The organism is Pseudomonas sp. P1.8, from assembly GCF_001269805.1.
Taxonomy (GTDB): Bacteria; Pseudomonadota; Gammaproteobacteria; order Pseudomonadales; family Pseudomonadaceae; genus Aquipseudomonas.
In genome coordinates, this window is record NZ_LHVM01000020.1 from 91,239 (window position 1) to 106,423 (window position 15,185).

The window sequence follows — 15,185 nt, forward strand, 5'->3', positions numbered from 1 at the left end:
CGCGGGACTCTTTGAAACATCACGGAGAATCACACTATGAGCACTGATGGTGCCTTGAGTCGAAGCCGTCTATTGCCGACGTTGCTCGGCATTCTGCTTTTGCTGATGGGCCTGGCCATGCTGGCCGGGGGAATCAAGCTGAGCATGCTCGGCGGCTCGCTGTATTACCTGCTGGCCGGTATCGGCCTGGCGCTGAGCGGCGTGCTGCTGATCGCCGCTCGCCGCGCGGCGTTGGGCCTGTATGCACTGGTGCTGTTCGCCAGCACCGTGTGGGCACTGTGGGAAGTCGGCCTCGACTGGTGGCAACTGGTGCCGCGTCTGTCGCTGCTGTTCGGACTGGGCATCGTCATGTTGCTGCCGTGGTTGCGCCGCCCACTGCTGGTCAACGGCGCGGCACCGATGGGCACGGGCGCGCTGAGCGTCGCCGTGGTGCTCGCGGGCGCGACGGCACTGGCCAGCCAGTTCACCAACCCGGGTGAAATCAAAGGCCAACTGGACCGCGACAGCGTGCCGGGCATTACCAACACTGCCCCGGCCATGCCGGACGGCGACTGGAACTCCTACGGCCGCAGCGCCCACGGCGACCGTTACTCGCCGCTGGCGCAGATCACGCCGCAGAACGCCCATAAACTGGTCGAAGCCTGGTCTTATCGTACCGGCGACCTGCCAGGGCCGAACGACCCGGGCGAAACCACCGCCGAAAACACCCCGCTGAAAGTCAACGGCATGCTCTACGTGTGCACGCCGCACAGCCAGGTGATTGCACTGGATCCGGATACCGGCAAAGAAATCTGGCGTTTCGATCCGAAGCTCTCCACGCAGAACGCGGCGAACTTCAAGGGTTGGGCGCACATGACCTGCCGTGGCGTGACCTATCACGATGACGCGGTGTATGACTCCGAGCAGAGCCCGACTGGTTCCGCCAGCCCGGCCCCGGCAAGCGCTTGCCCACGCAAGATCTTCCTGCCGACCGCCGACACTCGTCTGATCGCCCTCAACGCCGACACCGGCAAGATGTGCGAGGAGTTCGGTGACAAGGGTCAGGTCGACCTGCGCGCCAACATCGGCGGCTTCACGGCCGGCGGGTACTACTCTACCTCGCCACCTGCGGTCACCAAGGACCTGGTGGTAATCGGCGGCCACGTCACCGATAACGTCTCCACCGACGAGCCTAGCGGCGTGATTCGCGCGTTCGACGTTCACACCGGCAAACTGGTGTGGAACTGGGACAGCGGCAACCCGGACGACACCACGCCGATTGCCGAAGGTGAGATCTACACCCGTAACTCGCCGAACATGTGGTCCATGTTCGCCGTCGATGAAAAACTTGGCATGCTTTACCTGCCTATGGGTAACCAGACCCCGGACCAATTCGGTGGTGATCGCACCCCTGAATCGGAACTGCACGCTGCGGGCCTGACCGCCCTGGACATCGCCACCGGCCAAGTGCGCTGGCACTTCCAGTTCACTCACCATGACCTGTGGGACATGGACGTCGGTGGCCAGCCAACCCTGATGGACCTGAAAACCGCTGACGGCGTCAAGCAAGCAGTACTGGCGTCGACCAAGCAAGGCAGCATCTACGTGCTGGATCGCAGCACTGGTCAGGCCATCGTGCCGATCAATGAAGTGCCGGTGCCGCAAGGCGCGGTGGACGGCGACCACACCTCGCCAACCCAACCGAAATCCGACCTGAACCTGATGCCGCCGCCGCTGCAAGAGCGCGACATGTGGGGTGTTACACCGTTCGACCAGCTGATCTGCCGGATCGACTTCAAATCCATGCGCTACGACGGCCCGTTCACGCCGCCATCGCTGCAGGGTTCGATCGTCTATCCCGGCAACTTCGGCGTGTTCGACTGGGGCGGTATCTCGGTTGACCCGGTGCGCCAGATCGCGTTCGTGAACCCGAGCTACATGGCGTTCAAATCGAAAATGATCCCGGCCGCCGAAATCGCGGCCCAAGGCCCGCGCAAAAGCGAAACCGAAGGCGTGCAGCCGAACAAAGGCGCGCCATACGGCGTGGTTCTCGAAGCATTGCTGTCGCCGATGGGCCTGCCTTGCCAGGCGCCAGCGTGGGGTTACGTGGCCGCGGTCGACCTGACCACCCACCAGATCCTCTGGAAGCACAAGAACGGCACCGTGCGCGACAGCTCGCCGGTTCCGATTCCCCTTAGCATGGGCGTGCCAAGCCTGGGCGGCACCTTCACCACCGCCGGTGGCGTTGGGTTCCTCAGCGGCACCCTCGACCAGTACCTGCGCGCCTACGACGTAAAAAACGGCAAGCAATTGTGGGAAGGTCGCCTGCCGGCCGGTGCGCAAACCACGCCAATGACCTACACCGGCAAGGACGGCAAGCAATACGTGCTGGTTGTTGCCGGCGGCCACGGTTCGCTGGGCACCAAGCAGGGTGACTATGTGATTGCGTACAAACTGTCCGAGTAAGTTTTAGCGGCAATAAAAAGGCGACGCCCTCACAGGCGTCGCCTTTTTTGTGATCGTGTGAAAAACACTGTAGGAGCCGGCTTGCTGGCGATGGCGTGCCAGGCGACATCACCGCCGCTGACACACCTTCGCCAGCAAGCCGGCTCCTACAGATGAATTCATCGTCACAGTATCCAGCCAACCTGTCGCTGCGCTGAACACACAGCCAAAACACCCGCTCGCGCAAATTGACCGTTGAAACCACCGCCAACCTGCCCCATCTAAGACCCATACCCATTGCGCAGGTGCCCCCATGAGCGACCAGCAAGAATTCCCCGAAGACCCGAGCGAGTACGCTGACCCCGAAAACGCCGAACACCACGCCACCGGCAAAGGCCTCGCCCTGCCTGGCCAGAACCTGCCGGACAAGGTCTACATCATCCCGATCCACAACCGCCCGTTCTTTCCGGCCCAGGTGCTGCCCGTCATCGTCAATGAAGAACCGTGGGCAGAGACTCTGGATCTGGTAGCCAAGTCCGAACACCATTCCCTGGCCCTGTTCTACATGGACACGCCCCAGGAAGATCCGCGCCACTTCGACACCTCGGCCCTGCCGCTCTACGGCACGCTGGTCAAGGTGCACCACGCCAGCCGCGAAAATGGCAAACTTCAATTCGTCGCCCAGGGTCTGACCCGCGTACGCCTCAAGACCTGGCTCAAGCACCATCGCCCGCCTTACCTGGTGGAAGTCGAATACCCGCACCAGCCCACCGAGCCGACCGACGAGGTCAAGGCCTACGGCATGGCGCTGATCAATGCGATCAAGGAACTGCTGCCACTCAACCCGCTGTACAGCGAAGAGCTGAAGAACTACCTCAACCGCTTCAGCCCCAACGATCCATCGCCGCTGACCGATTTCGCCGCTGCCCTGACCTCGGCCACCGGCAGTGAACTGCAGGAAGTGCTCGACTGCGTGCCGATGCTCAAGCGCATGGAAAAAGTCCTGCCGATGCTGCGCAAGGAAGTCGAGGTCGCGCGCCTGCAAAAGGAGATTTCCGCCGAAGTTAACCGCAAGATCGGTGAACATCAGCGCGAGTTCTTCCTCAAGGAACAACTCAAGGTCATCCAGCAGGAGCTGGGCCTGACCAAGGACGACCGCAGCGCCGACCTCGAACAGTTCGAACAGCGGCTGGTGGGCAAAGTCCTGCCGGCGCAGGTGCAGAAACGCCTCGAAGAAGAAATGAACAAGTTGTCGATCCTCGAGACCGGTTCGCCGGAATATGCGGTGACCCGCAATTACATCGACTGGGCGACCTCGGTGCCGTGGGGCGTGTACGGCGAGGACAAACTCGACCTCAAGCACGCGCGCAAGGTGCTGGACAAACACCACGCCGGCCTCGAGGACATCAAGGACCGCATCCTCGAATTTCTGGCCGTTGGTGCCTATAAAGGCGAAATCAGCGGCTCCATCGTGCTGCTGGTCGGCCCGCCGGGCGTGGGCAAGACCAGCGTCGGCAAATCCATTGCCGAATCCCTGGGCCGGCCGTTCTATCGCTTCAGCCTCGGCGGCATGCGCGACGAAGCCGAGATCAAGGGCCATCGCCGCACCTACATCGGCGCGCAGCCAGGCAAACTGGTGCAAGCGCTGAAAGACGTCGAAGTGATGAACCCGGTGATCATGCTCGACGAGATCGACAAGATGGGTCAAAGCTACCAGGGCGACCCGGCCTCGGCCCTGCTGGAAACCCTCGATCCGGAGCAGAACGTCGAATTCCTCGATCACTATCTGGACCTGCGGATGGACCTGTCGAAAGTGCTGTTCGTGTGCACCGCCAACACCCTCGATTCGATCCCAAGCCCGTTGCTCGACCGCATGGAAGTGATTCGCCTGTCCGGTTACATCACCGAAGAAAAAGTCGCCATCGCCAAGCGTCACCTGTGGCCCAAGCAGCTGGAGAAAGCGGGTGTGTCCAAGGGCAGCCTGAGCATCAGCGACAACGCCTTGAAGGCATTGGTCGACGGTTATGCCCGTGAGGCCGGCGTGCGTCAGCTGGAAAAAAACCTCGGAAAACTGGTGCGTAAAGCGGTGATGAAGCTGCTGGACAATCCGAAGGCCGTGATCAGGCTCGGCCCGAAAGACCTCGAAACGTCGCTCGGCAAACCGGTGTTTCGTAACGAGCAGGTGTTGTCGGGTGTGGGTGTGATCACCGGGCTGGCCTGGACCAGCATGGGTGGCGCGACGCTACCGATTGAAGCCACGCGCATCCACACCCTCAACCGCGGATTCAAACTCACCGGGCAGTTGGGCGATGTGATGAAAGAGTCCGCTGAAATCGCCTACAGCTACATCAGTTCACACTTGAAGTCGTATGGCGGTGATCCGAAATTCTTCGACGAAGCCTTCGTGCACTTGCATGTACCGGAAGGTGCGACGCCCAAAGACGGCCCTAGCGCCGGCGTGACCATGGCCAGCGCCCTGCTCTCGCTGGCGCGTAACCAGCCGCCGAAAAAAGGCGTGGCCATGACCGGTGAGCTGACGTTGACCGGGCATGTGCTGCCGATTGGCGGCGTGCGCGAGAAGGTCATTGCGGCGCGGCGACAGAAGATTTTCGAACTGATCTTGCCCGAGGCCAACCGCGGGAGCTTCGAAGAGCTGCCGGAGTATCTGAAGGAAGGTATTACCGTGCACTTTGCCAAGCGGTTTGCGGATGTGGCGAAGGTACTTTTCTGATGCTTCTGTAGTGCCTGCATTACCGCCATCGCGAGCAAGCTTGCTCCTACAGCGATTGGGGGGACTCACAGATTATGTGTCCACCGCAAAACCCTGTAGGAGCCTGGCTTGCCAGCGATGGCGTCGGCACTGACAACGCCGACTTCCCTGGCTGTCACAATTTGTCTCAACTCGGTTATGCTCGCCGTTCGTCGTGAACGCCGGAGCCACTGACCTTATGTCCCCCACTCGCCTGTCGATCCTCCTCACCCTCGCCTTGCTGGCCGGATGCGCCACGCAACCTGCACACAACGTGACGGTGGAAAAACAAAGCGAATGCCCGGTGCAGCTCAGCAACGGGCAAAACCTGATCCTGACCCTGCCGAGCAATCCCACTACGGGTTACCGCTGGGCCATCCAGGATTCAGCCGGTGGTGTGATCCGCGCATTGGGGCCAGAGGTTTACCGAAACCCGGAAGATGCCGGCGTCGTGGGCGCTGCCGGTGTATCGACCTGGCGCTTCCAGGCATTTACTCCCGGTACCGGGCGCTTGCGCCTGACCTCCCAACAGCCGTGGGCGCCGGAAGTGTTGCCGGTAGAAATCTTTGACTGCGCGATCTCGGTCAACTGACCGTGGGCTGGCTGATTCTGGCGCTGATGGGCGCAGTGACCTTTCTTTACGGCCTGAGCGTGCATGCCTCGTTGCTCTGTCTGCTGGTCAAACCCTTGCCGGTGCTGGCCCTGCTCGGCTGGCTGCACGATGCGCCGCCTGGTGAGTATCGACGCTGGATCAGTCTCGGACTGATTTTCTCCCTGCTCGGTGATGTACTGCTGGCATGGCCGGGGGATTTGTTCGTGTTCGGCCTCGGGGCATTTCTGGTCGCGCACCTGGCTTATCTGAAAGCCTACTTGAGCGATTGCCGGCGCGTGGCGCTATTGCCGCTGATGATTGCCCTGGGCGTCGGTGCGGTGTTGTTGGGGATTCTGATTTCCCATGGGCTGGGGCCATTGCTGGTGCCGGTGATTGTCTACGGCCTGGCGATCAGCGCCATGCTCTGGCGCGCACTGGCCCGGCTCGGCACCGATGTACCAAAACGTTCGGCGCTACTGGCGGCTGCAGGTGCGGTGGCGTTTGTGTTTTCCGACAGCGTGATTGGCATCAGCCGGTTTGTGGTGCCGTTTGATGCCGCGCCTTACGTGATCATCCTCAGCTATTGGTTGGGGCAGTGGGGGATCACCGCTTCGGCTTTCAGAAAAACTACGCATTCGGCATAAAAAAGATCGCAGCCTGCGGCAGCTCCTACGGGGATCGGGGTTCCAATGTAGGAGCTGCCGCAGGCTGCGATATTTTGATTCTGCGCTTTATCAGACAACCCGCGCATCCGCGCGCCAACTTGGCTAAAATGCCGGCCTTTTCACCCACACCGCCGGAACCGCCGTGAGCAAAGAATCCGATCGCCTTTTCGCCCAGCCTTTGGCCCAGGTGCCTGACTTCGCCTTCAACGAGGACGTGGTGCGGGTATTCCCGGACATGATCAAGCGCTCGGTCCCCGGCTATCCGACTATCGTGGAAAACCTCGGCGTGCTCGCCTCGCAGTTCGCCCAGCCGGGCAGCGTGCTCTACGACCTCGGTTCGTCCCTTGGCGCAGTGACTCAGGCCTTGCGCCGCCACGTGCGCACAGACGGTTGCCGCGTCATCGCTGTGGATAACTCCACCGCCATGGTCGAGCGCTGCCGTGAGTACCTCAACGGTCAGGATTCGATGTTCCAGGAGTTGCTGCCGGTGGAAGTGATCGAGGGCGACATCCTCGCCCTGCAGTTCCAGCCTGCCTCGGTGGTGGCGTTGAACTTCACGCTGCAATTCATTGCCCCGGATCAGCGTACCGCATTGCTGTCGCGCATCCGTCAATCACTGCTGCCCGGCGGTGCGCTGATCCTCTCGGAAAAACTGCGTTTTGAAGACGAGCAGGAGCATGCGCTGCTCACCGACCTGCACATCGCCTTCAAACGTGCCAACGGCTACAGCGAACTGGAAATTGCCCAGAAGCGCAGCGCCATCGAAAACGTCATGAAGCCCGACAGCCTCGAAGAACACCGCGAGCGCCTGCTGGCCGCCGGGTTCTCGAATGTCGTGCCGTGGTTTCAGTGTCTTAACTTTGCCTCGTTGATTGCCTTGCCATGATTGATCTGTCCCCACTTGCCCGCCGTCTGGCCGGTTCTCCCCTGGCCGAATGGGCCAACAGCCTGCAAGCGCAACTCGACAAGAAAATGGAGAAGGGTCACGGCGACCTGGAGCGCTGGCAGAGCGCTCTGGACGCCTTGCCGAAGATCCAGCCGAGCGAAATCGATCTGCTCAACGGCTTGAAGCTCGACACCGATTGCGACAACGCTACTCGCGCACAAATGCGCACCGCCCTGATGGGCCTGTCGCCGTGGCGCAAGGGGCCGTTTGACCTGTTCGGTGTGCATGTCGACACCGAATGGCGTTCGGACTGGAAATGGTCGCGGGTTGCACCGCATCTGGATTTGAAGGGCAAGCGCATCCTCGACGTCGGGTGCGGCAACGGTTATTACATGTGGCGCATGCTCGGCGCCGGTGCCGACAGCGTGATCGGCGTTGACCCGAACTGGTTGTTTTTCTGTCAGTTCCAGGCGGTGCAGCGCTACTTGTCAGAGCCAAACGCCTGGCACCTGCCCTTCCCGTTCGAAGACCTGCCGCCAAACCTCGAAGGGTTCGACACGGTGTTCTCGATGGGCGTGTTCTATCACCGCCGCTCGCCGATCGAACATTTGCTGGCGCTGAAGGATTGCCTGGTCAAGGGCGGTGAACTGGTACTGGAGACGCTGGTGATCGAAGGCGATCAGCAGCAGGTGCTGGTACCGGAGGACCGTTACGCGCAAATGCGCAACGTGTGGTTCTTGCCGTCAGTTCCGGCGCTGGAATTGTGGCTGCGTCGTGCCGGGTTCACGGACGTGAAGTGTGTGGACGTCAGCACCACCACTATCGAGGAACAGCGCGGCACGGAGTGGATGAAGTATCAGTCGTTGAGCGACTTCCTTGATCCCGAGGATCACAGCAAGACCATTGAAGGATTGCCGGCGCCGATGCGGGCGGTGATTGTCGCGAAGAAATGATCCACAAACACCTGTAGGAGCTGGCTTGCCAGCTCCTACAGAGGGCGGTGTTTAGTCTGTAGGTTTCGCGCGGCGGGCCTTGAAGAACTCGCTCAACACCGCCCCGCACTCTTCCGCCAACACCCCGCCTTCATACAACACCCGGTGATTCAAGAAGCCCTGGGTAAAGAACTGGCCCTGGCTCTGCACAATCCCCGCTTTGGGCTCCAGCGCGCCATACACCACCCGCGCAATCCGCGAATGCACGATCAGCCCGGCGCACATGCTGCACGGTTCGAGCGTGACGTACAGCGTACTGCCCGGCAGCCGATAGTTGCTCACAGCCTGGGCGGCGGCACGGATCGCGACCATCTCGGCATGGGCGCTCGGGTCGCTGCCAGTGATCGGACAGTTGAAGCCGCGACCGATGATTTCTCCGTCCTGCACCAGTACGGCGCCCACCGGCACTTCACCCAAGACAGCACCTTGAGCGGCCAGTGCCAGCGCTTCGCGCATGAAATCGCGATCACGGCTGCGGTCGATGATCGCGGTGGGACGAATCTGACGCATCACGCCACCTCGATAGCGGCCATCAGGCCGGTTTCCATGTGATCGATCACGTGGCAGTGAAACATCCACACCCCGGGGTTATCCGCCACCAGCGCCACCTGTGCGCGCTCGTTCTTGCCCAGCAGGTAAGTGTCGGTGAAGTACGGGATGACCTTGTGCCGGTTCGAGGCGATCACCTTGAAACTCATGCCGTGCAGGTGAATCGGATGCTGGTACTGAGTCATGTTCTTCAGTTCGAAAATGTAGCTCTTGCCCTTCTCAAGTTTGGCAATCGGGCGGTCGGCGCAGGTCTTGTCGGTGATGTCCCAGGCCTTGCCGTTGATCTGCCACAGGCTGGGTGGCTTGCCGTTGTCGACGTTGACCGACACCGAACCGACCCATTCGAAATTGAAGTTGAGTTTGGTGGCATTGGCCAGGTCCGGCTCGGAAATCGGGTTGGCCGGCAGCGCCGGTGGCCATAGCGGCGGCGCTTCAGTATTGGCCACCGAACGGAAGGTCCCAAGACGTACCGGACCGTTGCGCAACGACAATTCTTCACCAGCTGGCGGGGCCTTGATCGCCAGGCAAATACGCATGCCGGGGCCCAGCCAGTATTCCTTGCCGAGCGGACGCGGTTCGATCGGATTGCCATCGAGCGCGTAGATCTGCGCTTCGACGCCGGGAATGTTCAGACGATAGGTCAGGGTGTTATCGAGGTTGAGCAGGCGTACACGGGTAATTTGTCCGGCCGGCAAATCGATCACCGCTTGCGGGACGCCATTGATCGTCGACAGGCGCCCCGCCGTTCCGCCACGCGCCGCTTCCCGTGGAATGCTGAACTCGACGAAATTGCCCACCTCGTCGACATGCCAACTCTTGAGGCTCAAGGTTTTTTCGTACTTGAAACCGGTCGGTTCGCGCTCTTCGATGATCAACGGGCCCACCAGTCCACGGCCGAGCTCTTCACTGCTGTTCACGTGTGGGTGATACCAATAGCTGCCAGCATCCGGCACGCGGAATTTGTAGTCGAAGTACTCACCCGGCAACACCGGCAATTGCGACACGTAAGGCACCCCGTCCATTTCCAGCGGCAGGCGAATGCCATGCCAGTGGATGGTGGTCGCAACTGGCAGGTGATTGATGAACCGCACCCGCAGCCATTCACCCTGGCGCACACGTAACTCGGTGCCCGGCGCCGATGGGCCAAAGGCCCAGGCCTGGGTCTTGTACCCGGCCACCAATTCGACGTCCAGCGGCGCCGCGATCAGCTCGTAGTCGTGACCCGCCTCGGCGTCGGCCCTTTTGCCCAGCCAGTAACGCGACGCGCCACCCGCCCCCACGCCAACCACCACAAGACCGGCCAGACCACCGAGTATTTGTCGACGGGTAAAGGACATGAACTCAACTACCTCACTGAAAACGACAGGCTCGCTGCCTGCAAAAGGCGAATACGATACACCTGCAACTGCGAAACGATAAGACCTGGAGACAATAGGACGCAGGCAAGTCACCGCTGGGCGATGAAACAGTCAGCTGTTTCAATGGAGCAGGTCGCCGACGGGCAACGGCTTTCAGCTGAAGGATGTGTAGTGTTTTCCTACAACAATTATCCAAAAATCCCAGCCCCCCTAATCACAGTCGGCCTACATATTCCATTGCTCCGACTCGCTCATAGTGCGATCCCTTACTCAGCAAAAATCTCAAGGATGAGAAATGAAAACATCTGACACAGAGACGGCAAGTGTATTGCCCTCGGCAGAAGACGAACTGTTACTTAAAGACCTTGTGTCCCCCTTTGTCGAGGCTTGTCCCGACATGCATGAGATGGCGCGAAACGAAGCGCAGAAGATCCTCGATAAATACGGGATCAAGAACATCGACCCGGATCACGTCTGGTGGCACCGTTTCGAAAACACTTCGGCCAGTAGTGCGCAAGCGTTTCTGGGTTGGGAGCACTACCCCAAGCCCATCGAATCGCTGACATTGCCACAACTGGTGATCCAGCGCTTCCGGTTGCATGACCAGGACAACGCTGATCTTCTGGACGGAGATGGAGGCTTTTACAGCCAGGACGCCTCAGCAACGATTTACAACGAAACCAATGAAGTCCGGATGTATCCAAGCCAAGTGATCAAGGATCTGTGGCGCATCAATTTCAGTGAGCTCTACCTGGAAAAAATGGAGCGTTTCTGGAGCCGTCATTCGGACGATTACCGAACCCTGGCCAAACTCAATTTCATTGCCAAGGCGCTGGAGGAGCATGACAGCTCGCGACTGAGCAACGAAAACCTCAAGACCGTGCTCATGGCCGTGGCACGGACTCTTTCATGGCCCGTGACACTGGACATGCTCAAGACCGAGAACTCGCCCATCGAAAAGTTGCGCGTCGCCCCCCTCCATATCGGTGGTTACATGTCGACCGATATTCTGCGGGTCGTCGATCAAAACGGCTGCCAGATTCTTTACACCCCGGGAGAGCTGGACGCTTTCCATGTCTTTGAAAGCCCCTATGACCTGCATTGGTGGCTGTTGTGTCAGACCAACCACGCTGATAACCGTGCGCGGTTCATGAGCCACTTCCCATTGTGGGCCCAAAAGCCGAAAGGTGACGAAGTGGGCTTGAACAATATGATCGACCTGCTCTTCGTGACGTGGGGCAAATACGATCACAGTCTTTTCGATACGGAGCACGGCGTTCTGGATAGTGACCCTTTCACCTGGTTGCGAGATCAGGTCAAGGAGCGCATGGCAGACGACGCGGCGCTATCGCTGCGCTCGAACGGGGATCTGCGGGAACAGATGTGGATCGGTTATCTGACGACTTTTTCGCGGTTGTTCGGGCCCATGGCCGTTATAGGCTGGCCTGCCGCCCTTGCCGCTGTCGGGGCCGGTCTGGCCAGCATTGGCTTGAACATCGATCAAGCCATCAACGGCATCGATGCAAAGGATCGCAAGAGTGGAGTCATTGGCATCATCGTCAGCACAATCGATACGCTTTTCAATCTGCTGGCACTTAAGGGCGCAGTCGAGCTGACGGAAGTCGGGAGCGCGAAAGAAGTGTTCACACCTCAAGAGAATCTCGCCACGAAGGTGGAACAACCTGTAGGCACAGTACCCAAAATCGCCGAACTCGCCCCTGGCAGGACCTACGTCCAGGAAGGGGAAAACCTGCTTGCCCCCTTTGAGACCAATGAAATACTCGATGGCCTTGAACCAATCAGCAATGAAGGCATGTACCGCAACATCTACCAGCCACCGAGCGGCGGCAACTACATCGAAATCGATGATGCGTATTACCTGGTTCGTTACGTCAAGGAAATGAAAACCTGGGCCATCATCGATCCCGCCAACCCTTATTCGTTTTACCGCAGCGTACCTGTTCGCCTGAATGCCGAGGGTGAATGGGAGGCTCTGACCCGTCTCGGGTTGAAAGGTGGCGGGAAAATTTTCGGCGCACGACCTTGGGGACGCGCTCCAGCACCCCTACCTGAAACGCCAAGTGTTTCAACAGCTTACGATGTGCCGGTGGAATTACGCGAGGAACTCAAGTCGCTCGGAAGCAACAAAATTGGTGGTCGCCCACTGGATGATCAGTTCGTCAACCTGGCTAACCCGGAAAACGCAATGGGCCAGTTCAAGGAGCTACGACGCACCTTGTACCGTGATGCACACGCGTTTTACGCCAACCCACCCTTGGCTGCACGCCCTACCGTCCCGACGTTCGGCTCCGTCAACAAGACAAAGGACATTATAAAGACCCTCTTCAAGAAGACCCCCAACCTGGTGATCGGCGAACAGCATGCCAGTGTCGGCAGCAAGCAGTTGCTGATCGAGAACATGGAAGTGCTCGCCAAACAAGAGGTCAAGACCCTTTACATGGAGCACTTGCTCACTGATTTCCACCAAGCCGACCTGGATATCTTCAACAAAGGTGGAGCCATGTCCGAGGATCTGGAAAGTTATCTCAAGCAACTTGATCAGGGGCACGGTACCGACCCTACCGGCCAGTACAACTTTCTGGAGGTGGTCAAGGCTGCACAGAAAAACCACATTCGAATACAAGCCATCGACTGCGCCGCCAGCTACCAGTCAAAAGGGATAACAGGTGCTTCCAGTACCTACCGGCAAGAAATGATGAACTACTTTGCAAAAACCGTGATTGATGCCGACCAAGTTGCCAAGGGTCCCCATCGCTGGGTAGCACTGGTTGGAGAAAGCCATGCCAACACCTGGAACGGCGTTGCCGGAGTCAGTGAACTGGAAGGCGGCATCGGTGTACGTGTCGAGAGCGCTGAAGCAGGTCAGGCCACCCGGATTGAAGTGGATCCGGGAAGAGTTGCAACTGATCCAGAAACGTTCCAGGCCAGCTCGGTCAAAAACGATTTGCGCCTGCAAATACAGCTGCCGCCCGCATTGCTCAGGGAGCAGGCATTGAATGCCGCCCTGACGAAACCCGGCATGATCACCGTCGAGAAAGCCGGTAGCCGCTTCGAGCTGATTCACCGCAGCCGAGCCGGCGCGCTGGAGCGCACCCCGATCAACTATGACAGCACAGGTTACTGGGTGAAACGCCCCACATGGGACATCAATCACCAACACTTCAGCACCTTCCAGGAGCTGGTCAATGCCCTTGATCGGATGGGCATGACTCGCGTACGCGTGCCCTGAAACGTAAAAAGGCTCCTGGCGTTACGCTCAGGAGCCTTTTACTGGAACCGGAGCCGAATTGAGGCGGTTCCGGTCATGTCAGGGGATCACTCCCACTCAATCGTCGCTGGCGGCTTGCTCGACACGTCGTAAGTAACGCGGGAGATGCCTTCGATTTCATTGATGATGCGACCGCTGACGGTTTCCAGCAGTTCGTAAGGCAGGTGTGCCCAACGAGCAGTCATGAAGTCGATGGTTTCAACGGCACGCAGTGCCACGACCCAGGCGTAACGACGGCCATCGCCGACCACGCCCACCGATTTCACCGGCTGGAACACCACGAATGCCTGGCTGACCTTGTGGTACCAGTCGGCCTTGCGCAGTTCTTCGATGAAGATGTGGTCGGCACGACGCAGCAGGTCGGCGTATTCCTTCTTCACTTCACCGAGGATGCGCACACCCAGGCCCGGGCCCGGGAACGGGTGACGGTAGACCATGTCGTACGGCAGGCCCAGTTCCAGGCCCAAACGACGGACTTCGTCCTTGAACAGTTCGCGCAGTGGCTCGACCAGCTTCAGGTTCATTTCTTCCGGCAGGCCGCCCACGTTGTGGTGCGACTTGATCACGTGGGCCTTGCCGCTTTTCGCGCCAGCCGACTCGATCACGTCCGGGTAGATGGTGCCCTGGGCCAGGTATTTGATGTTGTCCAGTTTGTTGGACTGGGCATCGAACACGTCGATGAAGGTGCGGCCGATGATCTTGCGCTTCTTCTCCGGGTCGGCTTCGCCGGCCAGGTTGTTCAGGAACTGCTCTTCAGCATTGGCGCGGATCACCTTGACGCCCATGTTCTCGGCGAACATGGCCATCACTTGCTCGCCTTCGTGCAGGCGCAGCAGGCCGTTGTCGACGAACACGCAGGTCAGCTGGTCGCCGATGGCCTTGTGCAGCAGCGCGGCAACCACGGACGAGTCCACGCCGCCGGACAGGCCGAGCAGGACGTTGTCGGTGCCGACCTGGGCGCGAACCTGGGCGATGGCGTCTTCAGCAATCTTCGATGGCGTCCACAGGGCTTCGCAGCCGCAGATGTCGAGGATGAAGCGCGACAGGATGCGACCACCCTGCTTGGTGTGGGTCACTTCCGGGTGGAACTGCACGCCGTAGTAGCCGCGAGCATCGTTGAACATACCGGCAATCGGGCAGCTCGGGGTGCTGGCCAGGACGTGGAAGTCTTCCGGCATGCGGGTAACTTTGTCGCCGTGGCTCATCCACACGTCGAGACCGAACAGGCCATCGGCGTCGATGTGGTCTTCGATGCCGTCGAGCAGGCGGCTCTTGCCGACCACGTCAACGCGGGCATAACCGAACTCACGCAGCTCGGAACCTTCAACCTTGCCGCCCAGTTGCTCGGCCATGGTCTGCATGCCGTAGCAGATACCGAAGACCGGCACGCCCAGATCGAAAACAGCTTGCGGGCAGCGCGGGCTGTTGGCTTCGTGAACCGACTCCGGGCCGCCAGCGAGGATGACGCCTTTAGGAGCGAACTCGCGGATCGCATCTTCGTCCATGTCGAACGGGTGCAGTTCGCAGTACACGCCGATTTCACGCACGCGGCGGGCGATCAGCTGGGTGTACTGGGAACCGAAGTCGAGGATCAGGATGCGGTGGGCGTGAATGTCGAGGGCCATGATTCAGTCTCGTCTAAAAAATTCGGAAACAGTCGTGATTCAGAAACAACTCGGGG

The 15,185-nt window shown here is 59.8% G+C and carries 10 protein-coding genes; 7 read left to right on the forward strand and 3 right to left on the reverse strand.

Annotated elements, in window-relative coordinates:
- Positions 1-36: 36 nt before the first annotated feature.
- The 6 genes from AD668_RS22195 (at position 37) to cmoB (ending at position 8,269) form a co-directional block, all read left to right on the forward strand.
- Positions 37-2,445 carry a glucose/quinate/shikimate family membrane-bound PQQ-dependent dehydrogenase gene (locus AD668_RS22195; protein WP_053162244.1) on the forward strand — a complete coding sequence of 803 codons (2,409 nt, stop codon included), beginning with the start codon at positions 37-39 and terminating at the stop codon, positions 2,443-2,445.
- A gap of 292 nt (positions 2,446-2,737) precedes the next feature.
- Positions 2,738-5,155 carry an endopeptidase La gene (lon, locus tag AD668_RS22200; protein ID WP_053162245.1) on the forward strand — a complete coding sequence of 806 codons (2,418 nt, stop codon included), beginning with the start codon at positions 2,738-2,740 and terminating at the stop codon, positions 5,153-5,155.
- Between the two features lie 217 nt (positions 5,156-5,372).
- Positions 5,373-5,765, forward strand: coding sequence for a protease inhibitor I42 family protein (locus AD668_RS22205; protein WP_053162247.1), 393 nt, complete (start codon positions 5,373-5,375; stop codon positions 5,763-5,765).
- A 2-nt stretch (positions 5,766-5,767) separates the two neighbouring features.
- Positions 5,768-6,409 (forward strand): lysoplasmalogenase, encoded by a 642-nt coding sequence (locus AD668_RS22210; RefSeq protein WP_053162249.1) that lies wholly within the window; start codon positions 5,768-5,770, stop codon positions 6,407-6,409.
- Positions 6,410-6,572: 163 nt separating this feature from the next.
- Positions 6,573-7,316: a carboxy-S-adenosyl-L-methionine synthase CmoA gene (gene cmoA, locus AD668_RS22215; protein ID WP_053162251.1), complete on the forward strand. Its 744-nt coding sequence runs from the start codon at positions 6,573-6,575 to the stop codon at positions 7,314-7,316.
- Positions 7,313-8,269, forward strand: a complete 957-nt coding sequence (cmoB, locus tag AD668_RS22220; RefSeq protein ID WP_053162254.1) for a tRNA 5-methoxyuridine(34)/uridine 5-oxyacetic acid(34) synthase CmoB — start codon at positions 7,313-7,315, stop codon at positions 8,267-8,269. The genes cmoA and cmoB overlap by 4 nt, the downstream gene beginning before the upstream one ends.
- A gap of 51 nt (positions 8,270-8,320) precedes the next feature.
- On the opposite strand, the gene tadA is transcribed toward cmoB, so the two are convergent.
- Positions 8,321-8,818, reverse strand: a complete 498-nt coding sequence (gene tadA / locus AD668_RS22225; protein ID WP_053162255.1) for a tRNA adenosine(34) deaminase TadA — start codon at positions 8,816-8,818, stop codon at positions 8,321-8,323.
- The gene (locus AD668_RS22230; protein ID WP_053162257.1) at positions 8,818-10,194 is read right to left on the reverse strand and encodes a multicopper oxidase family protein; all 1,377 of its coding nucleotides are present in this window, start codon (positions 10,192-10,194) and stop codon (positions 8,818-8,820) included. The genes tadA and AD668_RS22230 overlap by 1 nt, the downstream gene beginning before the upstream one ends.
- A gap of 316 nt (positions 10,195-10,510) precedes the next feature.
- Here AD668_RS22230 and AD668_RS22235 point away from each other — a divergent pair, with 316 nt between their 5' ends.
- Positions 10,511-13,465 carry a membrane-targeted effector domain-containing toxin gene (locus AD668_RS22235; protein ID WP_053162259.1) on the forward strand — a complete coding sequence of 985 codons (2,955 nt, stop codon included), beginning with the start codon at positions 10,511-10,513 and terminating at the stop codon, positions 13,463-13,465.
- A gap of 86 nt (positions 13,466-13,551) precedes the next feature.
- Here the strand turns inward: AD668_RS22235 and guaA are convergent, their stop codons facing one another.
- Positions 13,552-15,129, reverse strand: coding sequence for a glutamine-hydrolyzing GMP synthase (gene guaA, locus AD668_RS22240; protein ID WP_053162261.1), 1,578 nt, complete (start codon positions 15,127-15,129; stop codon positions 13,552-13,554).
- Between the last annotated feature and the right edge of the window lie 56 nt (positions 15,130-15,185).